Annotated in this window: 20 protein-coding genes and 1 pseudogene; 6 read left to right on the top strand and 15 right to left on the bottom strand. The window is 53.1% G+C overall.

Going from position 1 to position 20993, the window contains the following annotated elements; all coding sequences use genetic code 11:
- The first annotated feature begins 14 nt into the window (after window positions 1–14).
- Genes ACR3E6_RS17150 through ACR3E6_RS17160 form a run of 3 tightly spaced genes read left to right on the top strand, consistent with a single transcriptional unit; the run spans window position 15 to window position 3043 of the window.
- Window positions 15–659, top strand: coding sequence for a hypothetical protein (locus ACR3E6_RS17150; RefSeq protein WP_480488340.1), 645 nt, complete (start codon window positions 15–17; stop codon window positions 657–659).
- A gap of 19 nt (window positions 660–678) precedes the next feature.
- Complete coding sequence (locus ACR3E6_RS17155; RefSeq protein ID WP_480488342.1) at window positions 679–2112, top strand: hypothetical protein; 1434 nt, start codon at window positions 679–681, stop codon at window positions 2110–2112.
- Window positions 2102–3043: a metallophosphoesterase family protein gene (locus tag ACR3E6_RS17160; RefSeq protein ID WP_480488344.1), complete on the top strand. Its 942-nt coding sequence runs from the start codon at window positions 2102–2104 to the stop codon at window positions 3041–3043. The genes ACR3E6_RS17155 and ACR3E6_RS17160 overlap by 11 nt, the downstream gene beginning before the upstream one ends.
- Here ACR3E6_RS17160 and ACR3E6_RS17165 read toward each other — a convergent pair whose 3' ends face one another.
- Window positions 3044–3802: a DUF4956 domain-containing protein gene (locus ACR3E6_RS17165; protein WP_480488346.1), complete on the bottom strand. Its 759-nt coding sequence runs from the start codon at window positions 3800–3802 to the stop codon at window positions 3044–3046. It abuts the gene before it with no gap.
- Between the two features lie 182 nt (window positions 3803–3984).
- Here ACR3E6_RS17165 and ACR3E6_RS17170 point away from each other — a divergent pair, with 182 nt between their 5' ends.
- Complete coding sequence (locus ACR3E6_RS17170; RefSeq protein ID WP_480488348.1) at window positions 3985–4914, top strand: SdiA-regulated domain-containing protein; 930 nt, start codon at window positions 3985–3987, stop codon at window positions 4912–4914.
- An 88-nt stretch (window positions 4915–5002) separates the two neighbouring features.
- On the opposite strand, the gene ACR3E6_RS17175 is transcribed toward ACR3E6_RS17170, so the two are convergent.
- Entirely contained in the window at window positions 5003–7375 is a 2373-nt protein-coding gene (locus ACR3E6_RS17175) for an autotransporter family protein (RefSeq protein WP_480488350.1), read from the bottom strand.
- Between the two features lie 374 nt (window positions 7376–7749).
- On the opposite strand from ACR3E6_RS17175, the pseudogene ACR3E6_RS17180 reads away from it, so the two are divergent.
- Window positions 7750–7860: pseudogene (locus ACR3E6_RS17180) on the top strand (IS5/IS1182 family transposase); the annotation flags it as partial.
- Window positions 7861–8897: 1037 nt separating this feature from the next.
- Here ACR3E6_RS17180 and ACR3E6_RS17185 read toward each other — a convergent pair.
- From ACR3E6_RS17185 to ACR3E6_RS17245, 13 genes are all read right to left on the bottom strand, one after another.
- Entirely contained in the window at window positions 8898–9416 is a 519-nt protein-coding gene (locus tag ACR3E6_RS17185) for a YbhB/YbcL family Raf kinase inhibitor-like protein (RefSeq protein ID WP_480488351.1), read from the bottom strand.
- 103 nt (window positions 9417–9519) lie between these two features.
- The gene (locus ACR3E6_RS17190; RefSeq protein ID WP_480488352.1) at window positions 9520–10068 is read right to left on the bottom strand and encodes a YbhB/YbcL family Raf kinase inhibitor-like protein; all 549 of its coding nucleotides are present in this window, start codon (window positions 10066–10068) and stop codon (window positions 9520–9522) included.
- Window positions 10069–10151: 83 nt separating this feature from the next.
- Window positions 10152–10982: a helix-turn-helix transcriptional regulator gene (locus ACR3E6_RS17195; RefSeq protein ID WP_171637017.1), complete on the bottom strand. Its 831-nt coding sequence runs from the start codon at window positions 10980–10982 to the stop codon at window positions 10152–10154.
- A 31-nt stretch (window positions 10983–11013) separates the two neighbouring features.
- A complete protein-coding gene (locus ACR3E6_RS17200) occupies window positions 11014–11394 on the bottom strand; it encodes a VOC family protein (protein ID WP_209835562.1) in 381 nt (126 codons plus the stop codon).
- An 87-nt stretch (window positions 11395–11481) separates the two neighbouring features.
- Complete coding sequence (locus tag ACR3E6_RS17205) at window positions 11482–12399, bottom strand: LysR family transcriptional regulator (protein WP_480488354.1); 918 nt, start codon at window positions 12397–12399, stop codon at window positions 11482–11484.
- Window positions 12383–12799 carry a VOC family protein gene (locus ACR3E6_RS17210; RefSeq protein WP_480488356.1) on the bottom strand — a complete coding sequence of 139 codons (417 nt, stop codon included), beginning with the start codon at window positions 12797–12799 and terminating at the stop codon, window positions 12383–12385. The genes ACR3E6_RS17205 and ACR3E6_RS17210 overlap by 17 nt, the downstream gene beginning before the upstream one ends.
- On the bottom strand, window positions 12799–14085 hold the full coding sequence (locus tag ACR3E6_RS17215) for a TRAP transporter large permease (RefSeq protein ID WP_480488358.1): 1287 nt from the start codon (window positions 14083–14085) through the stop codon (window positions 12799–12801). The genes ACR3E6_RS17210 and ACR3E6_RS17215 overlap by 1 nt, the downstream gene beginning before the upstream one ends.
- A gap of 5 nt (window positions 14086–14090) precedes the next feature.
- Window positions 14091–14621: a TRAP transporter small permease gene (locus ACR3E6_RS17220; protein WP_480488360.1), complete on the bottom strand. Its 531-nt coding sequence runs from the start codon at window positions 14619–14621 to the stop codon at window positions 14091–14093.
- Between the two features lie 65 nt (window positions 14622–14686).
- The gene (locus ACR3E6_RS17225; protein WP_480488362.1) at window positions 14687–15688 is read right to left on the bottom strand and encodes a TRAP transporter substrate-binding protein; all 1002 of its coding nucleotides are present in this window, start codon (window positions 15686–15688) and stop codon (window positions 14687–14689) included.
- Between the two features lie 207 nt (window positions 15689–15895).
- Entirely contained in the window at window positions 15896–16723 is an 828-nt protein-coding gene (locus tag ACR3E6_RS17230; protein WP_480488364.1) for an HpcH/HpaI aldolase/citrate lyase family protein, read from the bottom strand.
- The gene (locus tag ACR3E6_RS17235) at window positions 16723–17898 is read right to left on the bottom strand and encodes a CaiB/BaiF CoA transferase family protein (protein WP_480488366.1); all 1176 of its coding nucleotides are present in this window, start codon (window positions 17896–17898) and stop codon (window positions 16723–16725) included. The genes ACR3E6_RS17230 and ACR3E6_RS17235 overlap by 1 nt, the downstream gene beginning before the upstream one ends.
- Complete coding sequence (locus tag ACR3E6_RS17240; protein WP_480488367.1) at window positions 17898–19049, bottom strand: acyl-CoA dehydrogenase family protein; 1152 nt, start codon at window positions 19047–19049, stop codon at window positions 17898–17900. The genes ACR3E6_RS17235 and ACR3E6_RS17240 overlap by 1 nt, the downstream gene beginning before the upstream one ends.
- 8 nt (window positions 19050–19057) lie before the next feature.
- Window positions 19058–19930 (bottom strand): HTD2 family dehydratase, encoded by an 873-nt coding sequence (locus tag ACR3E6_RS17245; RefSeq protein WP_480488369.1) that lies wholly within the window; start codon window positions 19928–19930, stop codon window positions 19058–19060.
- A 74-nt stretch (window positions 19931–20004) separates the two neighbouring features.
- Between ACR3E6_RS17245 and ACR3E6_RS17250 the strand changes: the two genes are divergently transcribed.
- Window positions 20005–20934 (top strand): LysR family transcriptional regulator, encoded by a 930-nt coding sequence (locus tag ACR3E6_RS17250; RefSeq protein ID WP_480488371.1) that lies wholly within the window; start codon window positions 20005–20007, stop codon window positions 20932–20934.
- Window positions 20935–20993 lie beyond the last annotated feature (59 nt).

Genomic DNA, 20993 nt, shown 5'->3' on the forward strand with positions numbered 1-20993 from the left:
AGAAAGGAACTGGCATGCGGTTTTTGACGTCCCTCATATTCATCGGTGTTCTGGCAACTGCGGCGAATTCTGACGTCACCAGTCGGAACGGTGGCCCAAGCAACAGCCAGATGCTCTCAAAGGGCAGCGACGGAGGCGTCGATGGCGTCGCTTTCTTTCGCCCAGTCCTAAGCGGAGTTTTGTATCGCTCTGGCTTCAAGGGCGGCGACAAGGGTCGAACGGGCTTGAGCAACGCTCAGCGCGAAACACTGTGCGATGAAGGGTTTTCGGCCGGGTTTTATGCGGACTTCGGCAAGAACACCGAATACGGCCGCACCAGTTGCGGAAACGGATCCTTTGACTATCAGAACGCCAGATCGTCCCGACCCGGCACTGTCATGGCCGCCATACACGAGGTGATTGAGGACCCTGGAAAGGGTCCTGTCCTGGTGCACTGCATGTGGGGCGTTCATTCCTCTGGTGCATTGTCGGCAATGGCGCTTGTTCAGTTTTGCGGATGGACGGAAGAAAGGGCCAAGGAATATTGGAATGATGCCCGAAACGGGGCCCCATGTTCAGGCGGGTGTGACCAGTGGATTGACTCGAAGTTCTCTAACTTCAGTGTCGACCCCAGTTTGAAGATCTCCGGCGAACAACAGGCCGCGATTTGCCCCAAATGACATCGGGAGGACTATCCAAATGAGGTTCAATCTTCTGGGGTCACTGGCTTTCATTGCGCCCACTGCCTTGTGGGCGAGCGACGATGTTCGCGGAGAAGCCACGACATTTGATAGTCCCAATGGTGTTACGGAACACTGCATTCGGATCGAAAAAGTCCCAACGGGCGAGTACAAGAACAGCGATCTTGAGGAAGAAACTGCCTATTGCGAAATCGATTTCTATGCGCCCGAAATCGCCATTTGCCCAAAAACCTGGAGCACCAGCCCAGGGATGGCCGTCTACGATATTTCGGAAGGACCCTACACGAGGAACCGTTCTGAATTCGAGAGAAACGCTTGCAAAGAGGGAAAGGCGGCGAAAGATCTGGCCAAGGACAGGGTCGCTAAATTCAAGTCCACCATGAACCAAAAGGGCACCAGTGGAACGTTTTCCACTTCGTCGCTGCTTTACTATCATTTCTCCAGATATTTCGACGCAACTGTCAAAGTTCCAGTCGCCGTTTGGCGTAGCATGGACGCCCAGGCGCATTTCTCCGAGGTTGCAGAGCCTGGCCTTGCGATTTCTGGCGGCTCTCATGGCGGGCGCATGAACCATGAAGGCTGGCGGGTCTTTGCAGCTGCGGACGCCGATCCGAACTCATACCAACCGACCGATGATCTATTCACCGCAGATCGAACGCAGATTTACGGTGTCCTGCTTGATAGTCCTGGGCATCGATACGGTTCGGAAATCAACGGCACTCGCAAGTCTGGTTGGGGGAAAGGCCAAAACCGTGACTTTCAGGAAACCCCCGCTTTCTTGGCTTTGCGTTCTTCGAAACCCTTGTCAGAGGCCATTGCAGAGGGCGTCAGAGAAGGCAGAAAAGACCGGATGATCAACAAGGATCTCGGCCCCGATGTCAGCGACCAACAGATGGCATTTTGGATGCAAGAACTTACCGAGATTGTTCTACTCGATTTCATCTTTAGCCAGCAGGACCGCGTAGGAAACATAGACTTTACACCCTATTGGTATTGGGTCGAAGACGGAAAGCTGAAGCATAAGAAAGCCAAGAACCATGAGCCAAACGATGGAGACGTTCCCGCCGACGCGTTATTGATCCGTCGCAGCAATCTAAACGACAACGATGCTGGTGGGCGTGTCGAGTATGCCAACTTCGCGAAATCTACCCAAATGCTGGAGAAAATTCGCCACTTCTCTCCAAGCACGTATCGGCGCTTGGTTGCTTTGAATAGTGATCTTCAATCTCAAGGTCTCGTCTACGGCTGGTTGTCGCGGAGCCTTGGGTTGTCAGATAGGCAGATTGCCCAAGTTGTGAAAAACACCGAGCTGGCAACGTCCATTCTCTGGGACAATTGTTCTAATGGTGATTTGATGTTCGACTTGGATCCTGTCGCATTCTTTTTGAGAAACGACACCGAGGTAGAGGCTGTGGACTGTAATGCCCCGTAAGCTTTCCACCCTTTTTGCGGCGTTCATTTGGACCGCTCTGCTCGCCAGCAAAGCGGCGGCATTGGATGTCATCGTCATATCGGATCTGAATGGAAGCTATGGTTCGGTAAGATACGATGCCCGCGTCGACAAAGCGATTGAGCGCATAATCGAGATTGATCCCGATTTGGTTATTTCGACCGGAGATATGGTTGCGGGACAGCGCATTCCCAACTTGTCCGACAAACAGGTCAGGGAGATGTGGAAGGCGTTTCACGAGGCCGTATCAGACCCTTTAGAGACTGCCGGCATTCCATTTGCGGTCACGCCTGGAAACCACGATGCCTCCGCCTATCGTGGGTTCGAGCGTGAAAGAAAAATATACGCAGAGGAATGGACGCCGAGAAAACCAGGCGTCGATTTCCTGGTTTCAGATGACTACCCGTTCTTCTACGCATTTAAGATGCAGGGCATTACGTTTGCGTCTCTGGATGCAACGACCCTAGGTCCCCTATCCGGCGACCAGCAGGACCGGCTACAGGAATTGGGTGCAGACGGAGACCCTATTGTTACTTTCAGCCACCTCCCACTTTGGCCGTTCGCGATCCAGCGCGAACGAGAAATCATCGGTGACCCTACACTTGAGAAGATCTACCTGGAAAGCGGTGTCGTTCTGCATCTGTCAGGCCACCATCATGCCTTCTATCCAGGTTGGAAAGACGGTGTTGCTTACGTCTCCCAAGCTTGTCTGGGAGGTGGCCCCCGACGGCTTATCGGCTCAAAAGCCAGATCACCTCACAGCTTCACTCATGTTACGTTCCAGCCAAACGGCGAATTTGGGATAGCAGTATATCGAGGACCTGATTTCGAAAGGTCGGTAAACTTCAAGTCGCTCCCTAAAGAGATCAGATCCCCGAATGCGGTGTTGAAACGATTAGACCTTGTCAAATGACTAGAGATTGAGTTTCAGTTCAACTTTTTCTGGGACCAGATCGTTTACCATCTCTTCGATCCGGGCTTCTGAAAGTCCTCCCGAAGTAATGAAAAGCAATGAAACGCGAGATTTGCCGGGAACGTGGTGTTTTCGGACCAACTTCCAGCCAGCGTCTGCGGCCATGGCTTCAATGTCCCCGCTGACTTTCAATGAGTGCTCTTCGTTTGAAGCCTTGAGCGAAATTTCCACGCCCTTGTTTCGCCCACCGAGCCAAATGAAACACCAACATACAATCGCCACCAGTGTGGCCATCAAGGGTAAGCCCAGCCCTACCGCCAGCCCAAGCACGGTGACTATAATCATTTCCACCGTGTCGACCGGGTCATCCATATTTGATCGGAACCTTAACAGAGCTCCTATTCCAAAAATCACGAACCCGATCATCGATCCGTGCTGTACGACCAGAAACCCAACCGCCATGCCGACAAGCGCATAAAGGAAGAACAGTCGCGGCATGACGATATCGCTGACACTTCTACGGGCTTTACGTCTCACCGGATGATAGACGATCAAGCCAGCCAGAATGATCGTTACGATCACATCGAGAGTAAAGAAATACAGTTCCTGTTTGCCACGAAACTGCGTCCACCGGCGTTCGATAACGATTTCCGACCCCGAAGCCCCGGCCAGCATCGTCGCAGGGTCGACTTGTGACACCGCAGCACCTGGCAACAGCAGCATCAACAACACGGTCACAAATGTGAGGGTCGTATTCAACTTGTCTTCCTTCCTGCTCACGCCAAAAGCTTACGCTTCACCAAAGGCACATCGTGCCCTATTCAATTCAATCGCAACAGGCGGGATCAGGTAAAGAGATTACCGTGCATTCTTCGGACATCGCGTCCGGACTGTGATACGAACGCTGATACAAGGATATGGTCCAAGCGCGAGAAAATCCAATGTCAGAACACAAGCTGCTTCGGTCGAAACTTGGGTTTTCACGGTGCTTACCCAAGCTTGGAGAACTCGCTTCTTTTGCAAGCGCTACTGTTGCATTTCTGGCATGGATCGAGCTCGCCCACGCCGAGAGTCCCGGTTTGACTCTCATCGACTCCTTCAAGGTGGCGGATAAATCGGAAGGCTTCTCGGAGCCTTCCGGATTGTCTCTGTCCAACGCGGAAGGCTTCTTATGGTCAGTAAGCGACGCTGAACCTAAACTGCACCTACTTGGAATCGATGGGGCATTAGGAAACTCATTCAAGCTGCCTTCATTGGCGGGATCAGATCTGGAGGGCGTCGCATCACGAAAAGATGGGTCTGTTTTAGTACTTCAGGAAACTGATCGATCAATTCTAGTCGTTCACCCGACTGACCCCATTCAACTAACTACAATCCCCCTAACATCTCTCAAAGGCTACTCGGACGCCGCTGAATTGCTCGTCGGTAACCCTTTGAACAAGGGACCTGAGGGCATCGCCGTCGACCCGGAATCCGGGCGGGTCTTCATTGGCATTGAGGGACAACCAAGGTTGTTAATGGTCGTATCACCAGAGCTAGATGAAATTATTGAGATGATTCCTTTAGCCCGCGATGCAGGTTTTATCTCCGAGCGTGTAGATAATGATGAACTGGATTTGAGCGGCCTGGCATGGTCCCCGTCTTCACGTTCTCTTTGGATTCTAAGTGACAAAGGCCGTCAAATTTTTGTCTATAATCCAGAGTCCAAGTCCATAAAATCTATCAGTTTGACGTTCACAGAAGATGGCAAACAAAAGGAAGTTAAACATCCCGAAGGTATCGCTCTCGATGAGACCAAAGGGCTTCTCTACATCCTGACAGACGACGCCAAGAAATCGCGGCTTTATGTTTTTAATATCCCCAAATTTTAGTCGCTAGAGAATGACGCTCACATTGCCACGATAGCTTCCGCAAGTTGTTGCAGCTAGCTTACCACTCCTCTTCGTTGGTCCGCCCTAATCAGAACCGAACACTTAAGTTTGCACCGAGGCCATGCTCTTGGCCGTTGGAGCGAACTGAATAGCCATATCCTGCCGTTAGTCTGGCCAGATCAGATATCTGATACCCTAGCCCCAGACCAAGCACGAAGCCATTTGCCCCTCGGTTTTGTCCGACTTGTGTGAAAGTGCCAAATATCGGGCTCGTTACAGTGATATCGTGCTCACTATCCTTGTTGGCAAAGAAGTCATACTCATAACGAGCAAAGGCAATTGGGGTTAGCACACCATTCTCTGTCAAGAAGTCCCGTTGGTAGTCAACTCCAATGGACGCGACCAGAGACTCTGCATCCGCTTTTTCAATTGAGTAGTTGAAGTCACCACCGCCAGTCTCTGTGCCTGAACCTTGTTGAATACGCCCGTAGTTCAATCCAAAAACCGTAGAAACCCTTGCACCGCTGTCCAGGTTAAACAACTTCCGTGCCTGGATACCGGCGTGGATTCCCTCTTGGTCCAAATCCGATTTAGCCTCGCCTCCCGTAAAGCCATCAACAGAAGGGTTGTTTCGCTTGGCGTCGGTTTCACCGAACATGTAACCGATCAGTCCGGAGAACTCCCAAGTTCCGGGTGTTGTTCGCCCATAGACGCCCACGTGATAGTTGTCGGTCGAAAAATCTTGGTCGACTTGATCGTGCTCATCCATGGAGGACGTTCCGAAACCTGCATACACACCGACCACACCTCTATTGGTACTTGCGACATCCGCTCCAACCAAAATGGTGCCCAGCGAATAGTCGAATGCGCCAAGGCCGTTACTTCCATCAACGTCCCCGCTCACATAGGCCGTGTCGATCCACCAGCGCCGATCAGAGCAGTCGATTGCGCCACTAGGGCTGCGGACCGTGTCGATGCCACCTGATGCAACGGGTCTGTTTTGATTGTTGAAACCAACTGCTTGATATTTGCGGCAGTCAGCATGGCTCAGAACAGTGTTTGTTATCAGGTCTAGTTGCTCAAGCCCAATAGTCAGGTTGGAGGAATAGGGTTCTGCATGCACGCGATTAAACCCAGCCAGACCTGAATTGGTGAGCGTATTGACAGCGGCACCAATTGTTGAACCGCTACTGAGCCCCGTCCCCGGTGATGTGTTTGTGGTATTAGCAACCGCTCCAGCGAGGTTGCTGGCGTTTGGCGAACTGGTAACCGCCGGGTTCTGCGGTAAGCTTGAGACCGGTTGTGCGGTGAATGCAATGTCGACCTGACCATCTGCGGTGGGCGTATTGGCTATCGTCAGATTAGACAAAGCCGGCAGAGATCCACCTGCAACAAGTGTTGGCGAATCTCCATCAATACTCGAGGCTTGAAGGACCGTGTAATTGTTGCCGGCCGCATAGTCTTGCGCAGTCAGACCGGGACGAGCGGCTTCGACTTGGATTGTGGCGTTGTCAATCCCTGTCACCCGCCCGCTGGATGACACCAAGTCAGCTTTCTGCCCGGCAGTTGGATCGACTTCACTTAAGAGCCTTGACCCAGTTTCAAAGGCGATTCCGCCACTGTTATTAAGTGTACCAATTGAAAAGCCCGGCGAAAGCACCCCCCCGTTCTTAACTGTGAAGTTGAATGCGTTCACGGTTCCCGTGCCGGCCAACGTGCCAAAATTCTCAAAGTTTACGGTGTTCAAACTACTTGCTGCATCAAGCCGAACAGTCGTGCCTGCCGCTATCGCCAGGTCACTGGTTGAAGAAATTGAACTATTCGTCAGTGTGAAATCAGAAGCCTCAGCAACCCGAGTCTGAATATAGTAGGCCCCAAAAACTACTTCGGTCGCTCCCATAACGGTAAGGTTGTCATAGGTTAGCGGGCGGTCAGACTGGAAGTAGACTTCAGTGGGGTCGATATTCGCGCCGTTGAAGGGAGCGAACGTCATTGATCTGCCGGAACCAATCGAAGTTCCAATGAGGTTCACTCTGAGCTTTCCATTGATGTTTGTTGCCAACGCTTCCCGAGATACGAAGTCTCCGCTGCCTGCGGCGACATCAACATTCAGAAGAGTTAAAACTGAAGCATTGCTTGAAACGGTATTTTGGCCAGGAACATACAACTCAATTTCACCTGAGGACGTGATCGAGGAGTTTCCAATTGTAAGTCCTGTAATGGGTCCGTTTGGGATCGGGAGACACGTGCGTTCCGTCGTGGAGATTGTTTGATTAACGCGAATGCTTTCAGATCCAGAAGAGTACTCAATTCGAGGAGCACCTAATTCCACGCAGGCCTGTGAGCTTTGGGCTTGCACTTTGGTTGGCGACATCAAATAAGCCAAGATTAAGAATGCGATATTCGCCAGAGTGATGCGCTGAGCAATTCGACTTAGTGGGAACGGCCTATTATTTATCACCAACTTTCTCCTCTCGCGGTACAAGCGAAGCTACCTCAACTTAGGACTAGAAAAACAAAGTTTATCTTTTTGGATTTTTTGTTGTGGCATATGAGCAAGCTCACAACACGGGAAGGTCTGCGCAACGCAGACCTGCTCGTGCATTTACTGCGAGACAAGACAAGCCGGGTTTTACATTCCGACCATACCCACCTATGCGCAGAAGCAATCGCAAAAGGTCAAGCCTTGAAACGATTTTGCCGAGCTTGATGGGCGCTGAACAGCGCCATTGAGTGTAGGCATGGATCATTGGATTTCGGAGTCGATAGCTAGGGTCAGGACCCATTGATTTTCAGCGAGCGGCATGATTCACGGCTGAAAACCGAGCGGTGAACATGTCTGATCTTTTCTGGTTGACCGACGCGCAGATGGCGCGTCTTGAGCCCTTCTTTCCCAAGTCTCACGGTAAGCCGCGTGTCGATGACCGGCGTGTGTTGAGCGGGATAACAACCCAGATCATTGACAGTGTGCAGGTAAGCACTTCTAGTGTTTATACTGGAGTGGGTGAAGTTGAAGAGTTTTAATTGTCGATGGTGTTGCGTCACCACGCTGTCGTCCAGCGCAAGAGACAACCTCGGCAAGCAAGTAGTCCCAAAACCTATCAACCCTCACAACACGCCCTGAAATTCGCTGAGGTTCCAAGTGGGTTTTCCGATTGGCTAGCGATTGTTAGCTCCGGCTACTATTGATCGCCTCTCTCGGCATCAATTCTGGTGAGATTTCTGGGTACACTTTCAATCTCGCACCAGCAAAGAACAAGGCGCCGGTGACCTAAATTCCGGCGCCTTTTTTCCTGCAAAACCGAAGAGTTACGAATTGTGGGCGCTAATGACCTTGTGTATGGGCGCTAAAATCGTCGAGATGGGTTCGTATTGCCTTGCGGTTCATCAATGTGACGTACCATCTGACATTACCTAACCACACGCAATAAAGCCTTTTCAGATCAACACGCTCTTATCACATCGGCGTGGCATACTGACCAAAATTTTCGTAATGAATTACCTTCATTTAGTGGCGCGACCGATTGCCTCGCCACCCTCTTGAAAAACAAATCCTCACTCGTTGCCATAGGTTTTGATAGAAACAGAGCCGACAATCTGAATAGAAGCGCCTTATCAACGTTCAGGCACGCCCCCGTTTGCCAAAGCGTTCCTGAAAGTCAGTAGTTCGGACAAACCGGCATTCGATGCACTTCCACCTATGTCTGCTCGCCCATGGGTCTAGCCCTTTGCTATAGAGGCAGAACTATCGACAGCGGCGCTTGAATCGATGGCTAATGCAGACGTGTATTTCACGGTCCAACTAGTGACATGCGTTCGGCTTATGAAATTCAATGACATGCTTGATTTGATTGCGTATTGGAACAATATGAGAAATTGCATCGAACGCTAGCTTAAGACCCGGGCATCATTCGCCAGTACTTCCTTTTTCTAGTTTGTCTCCAGCAGTCAATCATATGCGACTGCTGGAACATTACGCTGCTCTATCGAGTATAAACCGCAGTCAGCTTCGCTGTCGCAATCGTATGAACGTGCGTCATAAACCCAACCAAAGCCGGAGTGGCGTCTTCATCAAGGTCAAGCGCTTCGATATTCAATGCGTGTACACGAAATTCGTAACGGTGAACCACGCCTGGCGGCGGACATGCTCCACCAAAGTTCTTTTCACCGAAGTCGTTGCGCGCCTGAATAGTTCCTGCTGGCATACCGGTCACTGTGCCAACGCCAGTGTCCAAAGAAGACACGTCATCAGGAATGTTGAACGCAACCCAGTGCCACCAGCCGGAACCTGTCGGTGCATCGGGATCGAAGCAGGTGAGAACAAAGCTCTTTGTGCCCTCCGGCGCCCCCGCCCAAGTCAACTGAGGTGAAAGGTTGTCGCCATTGCCACCAAAGACGTTCAGCTCGTGCTTTTTGCCAAGGCTCTCACCTTCGGCGATGTCGGTGCTGGTCAGCACGAAGGATGCGGTATTGTCGGGGATAACTTGTTCTGGTTCGGCCATGGAATTGATCCTGTTATTAATCCATCCGCTATCAGCAACGTGAAGCGGAGATGGGAAATGAGCCAGCCGCTCGGAGATCCGGGCGACTGGTGCCGTGAGTGGTTTAGCGTGTGTAGACAGCTGTGATATCTGCAGAACCCAAAGAGTTCGCGCCGGTCATGAAACCCACCAGAGCAGCGCTGGCATTCTCGTCGAGGCCAAGGTTTTCAACGCCCAGAGCGTGAACGGTGAACTCATAGCGGTGTACTTCGCCCGGAGGAGGACATGCGCCGCCAAAGCCGGTGGCTCCAAAGTCAGTACGGCTCTGGACTGCGCCGTCAGGCATGTTGCCACCTTCAGAACCTGCGCCCTGCGCCAACGAGTTCACATCCGCAGGGATGTCAAAGGCAACCCAATGCCACCAGCCGGAGCCAGTCGGCGCGTCTGGGTCGTATGCAGTGACGACAAAGCTCTTGGTGTCTTCGGGAGCGTTGCTCCATTCTAGTGCGGGCGAGATGCTGTCGCCTTCACAGCCAAAGGCGTTCAAGACGAATGTGTTGTCGAGCTGTTGCCCTTCGGCGATGTCAGGGCTGGACAGGGTGAAAGCTTCGTCTGCAAAAGCCGGGGTAACGAGGGAAGCAACCAGTGCAACAGTTGTGATCAGGTGTTTCATTTTCGATCTCCATCAGAAGTATTTCGGATGATCGTAATGTGCCACTCTGGCCGCGCCTTTTATCTCCGGAATCGATCAAGCTTTTACGCTATTCGCTCAAGTTGAGCCTCAGATGCCCTTAGTTTTCCCGGCGTGATATCGAATCGTGCTTTGAACGCTTCGCTGAGGCGCGATTGAGAACTGAACCCGCATTCAAAAGCGATCTCCGCCAATGGATGTTGCGTCGTCTGTATGCGCATCAATGCAAACGACAGGCGCACATCACGCAGCATTTCGGTGAAACCGGTGCCTTCTTTGCTGAGCGTCCGCCGCAATGTAGCTTCGCTCATACCAAGCTCTCGGGCTGCTTGCGGTGCTTTCCAACTGCGCTCCAGATCACCCTCGAAGAGCATCCGCAATCGATCCTTCAGTCCTTCACAACAGTGAATACGGTGCGCGGCACCCTGAAGCTGTAGCCACATGAGCAATTCCTGCGTTCGATAGGATAAGATGCCATCACAGAGTTCGGGATCATCCAGGCTTGCGACAACGCGCGAGAAAGCGTCGTTGAAGCCGTTCGGCATGATCCCTTTTCTGACTTCGCGCGCAGTGCTTGGGTTTGGATGCAGTTGCAGGAAATCAGAGATAACACTGTCGTCAATCACCAAGCCTTCCGAGAAGTAGAGGCCAGTATCACCGATGATATTCCCGATCGTCAGATTTTCACCACGGCGCAGATAGACAAACTCGCCTTGCTCAACCGTGGTCTCAGCACCCGCAAAGGTCCGCACCGTTTTACGCCCGGAGCGGATACGTAGAATGCAGGTTTTGGAGATGTGGAGTTGATGAAAATCGGCGCTGCAGCGTTGGCGGAATTCGACATATCCCACAAGCCGGTTCATCGTATGTGTCTCGGGCAGATGTGAACCGTCCATTCGGCTATCTCCTTGCAGCGCACTCTGCCTTTTATTCGTACACTGATATTTCGACCAGGTTTTGATCTGGATCTCGCAGATACACGGATTTGATGGGTCCGGTTGCGCCTGTGCGCGGAACGATACCTTCTTCAATCTCGACGCCACAATTTTCGAGATGCGCAACAACTTCAGCGATCGGGACAGCCGAGATCAGGCAAAAATCGCCACTACCCGGTGTCGGTGTCAGGGATTTGGGCTCAAATTCGTTGCCATGTTGGTGAAGGTTGATCTTCTGCGCCCCAAACGAAAGCGCCTTACGTCCTCCCGCAAATTCCGTCACCTCCATTCCCAGAACCTTTGAATAGAAGTCACAGGTCGCATCGATCGAGGCGACTGTCAGGACGAAATGATCCACGCGATCAATTTGCATTGCTTGGTCTCCATACTTTTGCAGACAAAATAGGTGTTTGCCTTCGTCCTAAGCCATTGATCAATGAAGACAGACCCCATCTCGATCTCAGATGCCGGGATTAAGAGGCCTCGGGAACTCACTGGTCAGATGGACCATGAGCGATCTAATGGGCCGCGACAGTGCTTCAGCATCACGCACGGCCACCTTCAACGTGCGTTCAGCCCATCTATCCGCCACAGGAGCCATCCGCAGGTTAGAGGCCGTCAGGTATGGCTCCACGGCTCCAAGCGGTAATATCGCGATGCCAAGACCCGCTTCGACCATGCGTCGCACTCCATCGAAGCTGAGGACTTCAACCCGTGTTCTCAGCTCCAACTCCTGCTCTGCGGCGCGCTTCTCGATGAAGGCCTGCAGAGAGCTTCCCTTCTGAAGGCCGACAAGATCATGTGTTGAGAATTCGTTGAACGAAACTGGCCCGTCGGTCCCTAGGGAATGGCCCTTCGGTGTCAGGACAACAAGTGTGTCTCTGCGATAGGTGAACACGTCGAGATCCGGGTTTGGGATCATGCCGGAGAAAATGCCGACATCTGCAATACCATCGCGGACGGCGGTTACGATTTCATCTGACGTTTGCTCGGTGAGATCGATCCGCATGTCGGGATGATCCGCGACAAACAACGCCAGATCCTCCGGCAAAAACTGTGTAATCGCAGACGTATTGGCCGCGATCCGCACAGTTCCACGCAAGCCTTGCGCAAAGTCGCTCATATGATCGTCGATACGATCTAACAGACGCTGCAGGTCTTTGGCATGGCGAAACATTTCTTCGCCGGCAGGCGTGAGGGCAACGCCTTTTTGCTGTCTGTAAAAAAGAGCAGTACCAACCTGGGCTTCAAAATCAGATATCCGCTTGCTGATGGCGGACGCGGCGATGTTCTCAGTTGCAGCGGCCTGCGCGATGCTCTTCGACGTAGCCACAGCCAGGAAGAGTTCTAGGGTAACGAGGTCAAATCTTTTCCGCATGGCTCAGGTACTCACTTATCTCAATGAGATTGCCGTCCGGATCGTACAAATACAGCGAAAGGATTGCGCCTTGAGCGCCAACGCGCTCCACGGGTCCTTCTTCTATGCGGAGACCTATCTCTTTAAGGTGGGATTCTACATGAGAAAGGCCATGCTCGACCAGCAAACAAATATTTGCAGACCAAGACCTTCCAGCATTTTTGGGCGGCCCATAGTGCCGATTGTTGGGCTGAAGATTGAGCTTGCAGCGCCCGAACGTCGCTTCGACACGGCCATCATCCAACCGGTTGATCGCCATGCAAAGCCCGCCGCCATAAAAGGCGACGGACTTCTCGATGTCGGCGCAAGTGATCACTGCGTGATCCAGTGCTGCCCACGCGATGCGGTGTGGCTTCCCCATTAGAACAGCCTTGGCAGGATCAAGACGATCTGCGGGAAGAACAGCACCAGCAGGATGGTTGCAAGGATCGGGATCAGGAACGGCAGGACCGATAGCACGACCTTTTCAAACCGCATTCCCGTGATCGGAACAAGAATATAGAGGACCGTCCCAAATGGCGGCGTTATCACCCCAACCGATAGTGTGATCACCATAAACACGCCAAAGAACAGCGGGTCCACTCCTGATGTGGCGACGGCCGGAACCAGAATAGGCGTCAGGATCAACACACTTTCGATCACAGACATGAAGCAGCCGACCAAGACGAAGAACACCATCAGGATCAGCAGAAGGATCGTCGTGTGCAGATCCATAGCGACCAGACCGGCAGCCAAAGCTTGCGGCACCTGCAGGCGCACCAGCAGCCAACCATAGAACCCTGAGATCGCGATAATCAGCAGAATGACGGCACTGAACTCCATGCTTTGCACAAAGACCTGGAACAGCTCTTTGAGCTTTACATCGCGGTAGACAAACACGCCGAGAGCGATCGCGTAGGCACAGGCTACGGCACCCGCTTCGGTGGGTGAAAAAATGCCACTCCATATGCCCCCTACAATGATCAACGGCGTCAGCATCGGAAGCACGGCCCGGTGGCCGGTTTCAAACACCTCGCGCGCTGTTGGCAGCGGGCGCGTCGGCATGTCGATTTTGTACGACATGATGAACGTCGTCGCCATCAACAACATTGCCATCAGTACACCAGGTACAAAGCCAGCAAGAAACAGATCCCCGACGCTCACATCTGCCTGCCAGCCATAGACAAGCATGGCAACGCTTGGCGGAATGATCGGCCCAATCACGCTGGATGCCGCTGTGATGCCGGTGCTGTATTTCAGGTCATATCCCTTTTCCCGCATGGCCCGGATTTCCAACGCGCCAAGGCCGGCCGCGTCGGCGGACGCTGTGCCAGACATGCCGGCGAAAATCATTGAAGCCACCACGTTCACGTGCCCCAGCCCCCCACGGACAAACCCGACCATGACATTGGCAAAGTCAAAAATCCGTGTCGTGGCGCTGCCTCGGTTGAGCAGGTTTGCCGCGAGGATGAAGAGCGGGATTGCCAACAGTGGGAAACTATTGAGCGTCTGCGTAATCTTCAGAGACATCAGCTCCACCGGTAAGCCACCGGACGCGGATGTCATCGCCAAGGCGAGAAGACAGGTTGCCCCAAGTGCAACAAAGACTGGCAGACCCAACGCCATGAAAAAGATCAGGCCACCAACAAATGGTAAGAAGATTTCCATGATCTCTACCCTTCCTGTTTTGGCTTGTCGAAAAAAACACCGACAAGACGGAGAAGGGATGCAAAGACCATGCCTGCGAAGGCCAGCAGCAGTCCCCCATAGTAAATCGAAAAACTCATTGAGAGAGCCGTTGTGCGGTTGTTGACGCTCCGCTGCATCATCTCGGCAGCTCCCCATGCAGCAAGCACGAGGAATACAATCGACAGGATTTGCAGAAAGAGCGCATACCGTGAATGCCAGACACCTTTTATGGCCATAGGCACCAGCTCAACGGCAATGTGGGCCCCGCGAGACCACGCGCCGATCGAGGCGAAGGCAACGGCGTAGATCGTGATCAGCGTAGCGATTTCCTCGAGCCACGGAACGGGAAAGCGCATGACATCTCGCGACAGGATCGACAGGACCAGCAATCCAACAAGCCCCATCAGCATGATGCCCGAGAACAGATCTGTGATCTTTACCAACGTCTTTTCGACGCGGCCCACGTTGCGTGTCGGCATCGCCGCAGCGTCCGTATCTTCATGTTCAAGCTGCATGTGGTTTCCCCCTGCGCTTTCAAAAAAACGCCCGCCATAAAGACGGGCGTCCAGTTTCAGGGAGGTTACGAATTTGCTGCGATCGCGCTTTGCACGTCTTCGATCACACCGTCAGCCAGCGATGACATTGCATTGTCGATAGCGGGCTGTGCCTTGGCTTTGAATGCAGCCACGTCAGGCTCAACCACGGTCATGCCTTTTTTCTTGAGCTCTTCGAGATAGAACACATCCTTCTGTGCTTCGACAGCAGTGCCTTCAGTACGCGCAATCTCGACGGCCGCACGGACGACGGCCTGGTCTTCATCGGATAGGCCCGAGAACCAGGAGTTCGATGCCACCCAATGCCATGGGAAGTGCACGTGGCTGGTCATGATGAGATGCGATTGCACCTCATAGAGCTTGCGCGAGAACGGCGAGACGAGAGAGTTTTCATGGCCATCGACCTGACCGGTCTGCATTGCAAGGTAGATCTCCGTAGCGGGCACAACGACAGTTTGCGCGCCCAGACCGCTCCATACATCGACCCAGACAGGAATGCTCGGCAGACGCAGCCGGAACCCGTCGAGGTCTTCTGGTGTCGTAATGGCCTTGTTCGAGGTCATATGGCGCGGTGCACGCATCTGAGCGCCCATCTCTACGATACCGCCCTGATCCATGCCGCGCTGCTGTAGAGCCTTGCCAGAGTCACTGGCCATGAAGGCTTCGACAGCCGCGCCGTTCGGGAACAGGAACGGGATCGAGATCGGATCGTAGTCAGGTGCGTACTGAGCGCGCCAGTTACCACCTGTCAGAGAGATCTGGGTCTCACCGATATTCAGCAGTTCCAGGACAGCATTTTCACCGCCCAGCTGACCACTCAGGAATGGAACAACCTCAAACCGGCCCGGAGCCAGTTCCTCGAGCGCAGCCTTGAAGCGCATAATACCGGCTTCTTCCGAGCCGCCCGGTTTCATGGTCGTATTGACCTGTATTGTGATTTTGTTTTGAGCAAGAGCGGGTGTTGTCAGTGCGGCCGTTGCCGTTGCTGCTGCAAGAGTTTTGATCGCAGTGCGTCGTGTGAAGTTCATGGTTTCCTCCCGAGAATTCTATGGTCCCAGAAGGATCAGCCGAAACCTGTTATCTGCCCAGAATTGGTTCGATAACGGAGCCATCGCGTTTCGCGATGAACATAAGCTTTGTTTCATTCTCTTGCTAAGGAGCCTTTTTGGGGTCTTTCGCTTCTGGATTGGTTAAGCACACCTAGAATCACTAGAACCGGCGACTGACGAAGCTCTTCAAGAGCTTTGTGCTTGCTGCGTTTCGAGAATTTGTTGCGCACGGGCAAGCACCGGTTTGTCAACCATCTGGCCACGAAATTGGAAGCTGCTTTTTTCAGTTTTAGAGGCTTGGAGAACAGCATTTGCCCATTCGAAGTCACTGGAACTCGGGGAAAATGCAGTATGAACAATTTTTGTTTGGCGCGGATGAATACACATCATACCACCCATTCCAGACGCTCTCGCATGCTCTGCTACACGTTGAAGCCCGATTTCGTCGTTCAAATCCGTGAAAACACCATCGACCGGCGGAGGAAGGTTGCCCAGCCGAGAATTTGACACAAGCATGAACCGGGCTGTGTCGAGTGTGGATTGGCTGGCAGCATGGGATAGATCCACCCCCAGATCTAGGGACAAATCAATTGTACCAAGCAGAAGACGACCAAGGTTTTGTAAAGCCACGATCTCCTGCAGGTCGACGAGGCCATGCACGGTTTCAATGAGTGGCCAGACAGGCGTTCCTGACCTTCGTGTCAATTCCGAACAGCTCTTTGCTTCAGCTTTGGGAAGTATGATGCCTCCCAAGTTTTTGTGACTTGCCAGTGCAAGATCTTCATGGTGGAACTCGCTGTCAGTGCCATTGATCCGGATCAGTATGTCCTGGCTGACAGCCTTGTCCAGAAAGCTTCGCGCATGATAGCGTGCTTTCACTTTGGTCTCGGGTGACACCGCATCCTCAAGGTCAATGATGATGGCATGGGCACCTGAGGCTGCCGCTTTGGTGAAACGCTCTGGCCGGTCCCCGGGAACGAAGAGAAAGCTGCGGGCTGACTTTAGATTAGGCATCAGATCACCCTTTCTTTTTGCAACTTTGAGATTTCGCTGCCTGAGCAGCCAAACTCTGCAAGGAGATCAGCGGAATGTTCACCTAGCGCAGGTACGGCATCCATACGGGGCTCTGATCCAATTCCACCTGGGGGAAGCAGCGCAGGAATTGATCCTTTTGGTGTTTGCACCTCGCGCCAACGATTGCGGGCTTCAAATTGCACATGATGCCAGACGTCGGACATGTCATTCATGTTCGCATTGGCGATACCGGCCCGGTCCAACCGCTCGATCACCGTTTCGGTTGTCAGATCATCGAAACTGGTTGTGATGATCTGGGTAAGTGCGATCTTGTTCTCGGCGCGCAGGCTGTTCGATGAAAATCGCGAGTCTGCTGCAAGCCCTGGTGCTTCAAGCACCAGTTTACAGAAGGCTTTCCATTCGCGTTCATTTTGAAGGCCCAGAATGACCGTGCGCCCGTCCCCGACAGAAAAGGGGCCATAAGGGAAAATAGTGGCATGGCTGGCACCGGCACGCGCAGGAGGTTCAGCCCCCTCATAGGCGTAGTAGAGCGGATAACTCATCCATTCTGTCATCGCATCCAGCATCGACAGATCAATCTCGCAGCCCTTGCTAGTTTTTTCACGCTGCATGAGCGCTGTCAGGATGTTCGTATAAGCGTACATTCCGGCCGCAATATCCGCGATTGAGATCCCGGCTTTGCTTGGATCATCCGGCGTTCCGGTCGTGCTCATAAAACCGGCTTCCGACTGGATCAGAAGATCGTAGGCCTTGCGGTTTTCGTCCGGCCCACCTTTGCCGTATCCAGAGATGTTGCAGACGATGACACCGGGGTTGACCTTGGAGAGCTCTTCATATCCTAGACCCAGCCGCGCCGCTGCACCTGGGGCGAGATTTTGAACAACAACATCCGCTTTCGCGACCAGCTTTTGCAGAATCTCGGCCCCGTCAGGGTGTTTGACATCCAGCGTCAGGCTTTCTTTGGACCGGTTCGTCCAGACGAAATGCGAGGCCATCCCGTTCACGCGCGTGTCGTAGTTGCGCGCAAAATCCCCAACGCCGGGGCGCTCGACTTTGATGACCCGCGCGCCCATATCGGCAAGCTGTCGAGTTGCGAAAGGAGCCGCGATCGCATGTTCAAGACTGACGACTGTAATTCCTTCGAGTGGGAGCATTAGAAAGACCTCGGTAGGCCGAGAACATGCTCGGCGATGTAAGACAGGATGAGATTGGTGGAGATCGGCGCGACTTGATAAAGCCGGGTTTCGCGGAACTTACGCTCCACGTCATACTCATTGGCAAAGCCGAAGCCCCCGTGGAATTGCAGGCAGGCATTGGCCGCTTCCCAGCTGGCTTTTGCAGCGAGATACTTGGCCATGTTGGCCTCAGAACCGCAGGGCTGGCCAGCATCAAAGAGTTGGCAGGCGCGAAACCGCATCAGGTTGGCGGCTTCCAACTCGATCTTAGCTTCTGCAATCGGGAACTGAACGCCCTGGTTCTGGCCGATGGGCCGCCCGAAGACCTCGCGCTCTTTGACGTAGGTGCTCACCTTTTCGATGAACCAGTAACCATCACCGATACACTCGGCAGCGATCAAGGTGCGTTCCGCATTGAGCCCGTCCAGAATATACCGAAAGCCCATGCCCTCTTCACCGATCAGGTTCTCAGCGGGGATTTCCAGATCGTCAAAGAAGAGCTCGTTGGTCTCGTGATTGACCATGTTCGGGATGGGGTTCACATCCATCCCATTGCCGATGGCATCTTTGAGATCGACCATAAAGATCGACATGCCGAGCGATTTCTTTTTGACCTGATCAATTGGGGTGGTGCGTGCCAGCAGGATCATCAAGTCCGAGTGTTGCACTCGGCTGATCCAGACCTTTTGGCCGTTCACAACGTAGCGGTCCCCCTTCTTAACCGCGGTCGTCTTGATCTTGGTGGTATCAGTCCCGGTTGTGGGTTCTGTTACCCCCATGGATTGCAGTCGCAATTCGCCACTGGCGATCCGGGGCAGATATCGCTGCTTTTGCGCGTCCGAGCCGTGGCGCAGCAACGTGCCCATATTGTACATCTGGCCGTGACAAGCGCCTGAATTGCCCCCAGCCCTGTTGATCTCTTCCATGATGACGCTGGCTTCGGTGAGTCCAAGGCCCGAGCCGCCATATTCTTCCGGGATCATGGCGGCAAGCCAACCAGCCTCTGTCAGGGCGTTGACAAAAGCCACTGGATAGCCGCGCTGTTCGTCGATTGTCCGGTGATACTCTGGAGGAAATGTGGCGCAAAGTGCCCGAACGGCTTCACGGATGTCTGTGTGGTCGTACTCCATGCCAAACCTCAAGCAATTGTCGCTTTGGCGTTCATGGCTAGCGCGCCATCCTGGCGACGGGCCCAGAGACGGAAGTTCGTCCCACCCTCTTCAGCCGTGCCGTGGACCGAGAAGGTTTCATTATCGATGATTGTCGAAACTGCTCGGAACTCGAAGCTCTTTACAGTCGCTTCCGGCATTTCGCGGCGTAGCAGATCAAGCAGTAGAGTTGCCAGCAGCGGTCCGTGAACGACAAGCCCAGCGTAGCCTTCTGAGTTCACACAGAATGGCTGATCGTAGTGAATCCGGTGGCCATTGAAAGTCAGCGCGGAGTAACGGAACAAGAGAACCGGATCCGGATTGATGTCGCGGGAGAAATCGGAAGCGCTCGGGGCTTGCGGCGGTGTCAGGGCCTGGGCACCCGCCTTCGGTTCCTCGCGATAGACAATGTCATGCTCTTCATCGATACCAAGCGTGCCGCCGTCAAAAACCTGGTGGCCAACAGTTACGAAGACCAATTGACCGGACCGCCCTGTTTTTGCCTTCACCGATTTGATTGTCGAAATCTTCTTTAGTTCTTGTCCAATTTGCATTGGAGCATGGAAATTTAGTCTACTGCCTGCCCACATCCGACGTGGCAAAGGCACCGGGGGAAGGAAACCACCAAGGGCAGCATGACCATCATACCCAGCATCACACAGTTTGAAGACCGGCAGGAAATGCAACCAGTGCCAAAGCGGTGGCAGTGCGGTCTCGTTGCTGTAGACCGGGTCGTCACGATCGAGTGTCGCGGCCAACGCGTTCGCCGGGAATGGCGCGATACGCTCAATCCTTTGTTCCGTTTTCCCCACCCATTCCTGGAGTTGTTCCTGTTCCATAGCACCCTCGACAGTCAGTTTCAAAGACAGGGTTACACAGTTCTTGCCTTCAGAAAATTCGCATATAAATAAGCCCGCGTTCGTGTTAGGTGAACGCCATGAACCTTGAACTCATCGATCTGAAGCTCTTTGTATGCATTGCCGAATGTGGAAATCTTACACATGGAGCCGAAAAAGCATTTCTGTCGCCACCGGCAGCCAGTGCCCGTATAAAATCGCTCGAACAGGAAACCGGGCAGCAATTGTTCTTACGAAGCAACAAAGGCGTCACGCTGACCGATGCAGGCAAGGTGTTCTTACGTCAGGCGCGTTTGGTTCTCCGTCAAGTCGACTTTCTGATCGAGGAAATGATCAACCCGGATTCCGGCCACATTCGAATCTCGGCAAACACCACTGCATTGACTGAGTTCTTGCCAGAAACGCTGGCGCATTTTTTGTCAAAATGGCCGGGAGTTACGGTAGATTTACAGGAACGTCTGACACGTGACATTGTTCGCTCAGTTGCAGATGGCACATCCGATCTCGGAATAATTTCCGGTGACCCCAAGACAGATGACCTCGACATCATTCCATTCTCAACTGATAGATTGATGCTCGCAACGTCAGCTCATCATCCATTGACCAAATCCGACGGCGTAATGTTCAAAGATACCTTGAATTTTGAGCATATTTCGCTGCACGAGGGCAGTACACTCCTTGACTTTTTAGGGCGACAATTTCGGCGTAGTGGATATGAAAAGCACCTTCGCTTACAAGTCCGGAGCTTTGAAGCGATGTGTCGGCTTATCGAAGCCGGAGTTGGGATAGGTATCGTTCCGGAATCCGCAGCCAATCGCCACAGAAAAACGATGAACATCGCCTTGTTGAATCTGCAAGATGACTGGTCAATCCGTACCCGATCTGTCCTCGTTAGAGATCGGACCAACTTACCGCCCGCAGCACGCGCGCTCGTTGATATGTTAGTTGAGTCGAGTCCAGGTGGTGAGAGATTGATGATGGAAAATTCTGCTTCAAGCGCGAGCCCTTAGTTTTTCTGAGGACATAGAAGAGCTAACTCTTGGTCCGGTGGATACCCCTTATCGGGAAG

Source organism: Ruegeria sp. AL3 (assembly GCF_056536065.1).

Excerpts from the sequence above, each read along its gene's own strand:
- ACR3E6_RS17150 (WP_480488340.1), top strand. The coding sequence starts at position 15 with ATGCGGTTTTTGACGTCCCTCATATTCATCGGTGTTCTGGCAACTGCG.
- ACR3E6_RS17155 (WP_480488342.1), top strand. The coding sequence starts at position 679 with ATGAGGTTCAATCTTCTGGGGTCACTGGCTTTCATTGCGCCCACTGCC.
- ACR3E6_RS17160 (WP_480488344.1), top strand. The coding sequence starts at position 2,102 with ATGCCCCGTAAGCTTTCCACCCTTTTTGCGGCGTTCATTTGGACCGCT.
- ACR3E6_RS17170 (WP_480488348.1), top strand. The coding sequence starts at position 3,985 with ATGTCAGAACACAAGCTGCTTCGGTCGAAACTTGGGTTTTCACGGTGC.
- ACR3E6_RS17185 (WP_480488351.1), bottom strand. The coding sequence starts at position 9,416 with ATGGCCGAACCAGAACAAGTTATCCCCGACAATACCGCATCCTTCGTG.
- ACR3E6_RS17190 (WP_480488352.1), bottom strand. The coding sequence starts at position 10,068 with ATGAAACACCTGATCACAACTGTTGCACTGGTTGCTTCCCTCGTTACC.
- ACR3E6_RS17195 (WP_171637017.1), bottom strand. The coding sequence starts at position 10,982 with ATGGACGGTTCACATCTGCCCGAGACACATACGATGAACCGGCTTGTG.
- ACR3E6_RS17200 (WP_209835562.1), bottom strand. The coding sequence starts at position 11,394 with ATGCAAATTGATCGCGTGGATCATTTCGTCCTGACAGTCGCCTCGATC.
- ACR3E6_RS17205 (WP_480488354.1), bottom strand. The coding sequence starts at position 12,399 with ATGCGGAAAAGATTTGACCTCGTTACCCTAGAACTCTTCCTGGCTGTG.
- ACR3E6_RS17210 (WP_480488356.1), bottom strand. The coding sequence starts at position 12,799 with ATGGGGAAGCCACACCGCATCGCGTGGGCAGCACTGGATCACGCAGTG.
- ACR3E6_RS17215 (WP_480488358.1), bottom strand. The coding sequence starts at position 14,085 with ATGGAAATCTTCTTACCATTTGTTGGTGGCCTGATCTTTTTCATGGCG.
- ACR3E6_RS17220 (WP_480488360.1), bottom strand. The coding sequence starts at position 14,621 with ATGCAGCTTGAACATGAAGATACGGACGCTGCGGCGATGCCGACACGC.
- ACR3E6_RS17225 (WP_480488362.1), bottom strand. The coding sequence starts at position 15,688 with ATGAACTTCACACGACGCACTGCGATCAAAACTCTTGCAGCAGCAACG.
- ACR3E6_RS17230 (WP_480488364.1), bottom strand. The coding sequence starts at position 16,723 with ATGCCTAATCTAAAGTCAGCCCGCAGCTTTCTCTTCGTTCCCGGGGAC.
- ACR3E6_RS17235 (WP_480488366.1), bottom strand. The coding sequence starts at position 17,898 with ATGCTCCCACTCGAAGGAATTACAGTCGTCAGTCTTGAACATGCGATC.
- ACR3E6_RS17240 (WP_480488367.1), bottom strand. The coding sequence starts at position 19,049 with ATGGAGTACGACCACACAGACATCCGTGAAGCCGTTCGGGCACTTTGC.
- ACR3E6_RS17250 (WP_480488371.1), top strand. The coding sequence starts at position 20,005 with ATGAACCTTGAACTCATCGATCTGAAGCTCTTTGTATGCATTGCCGAA.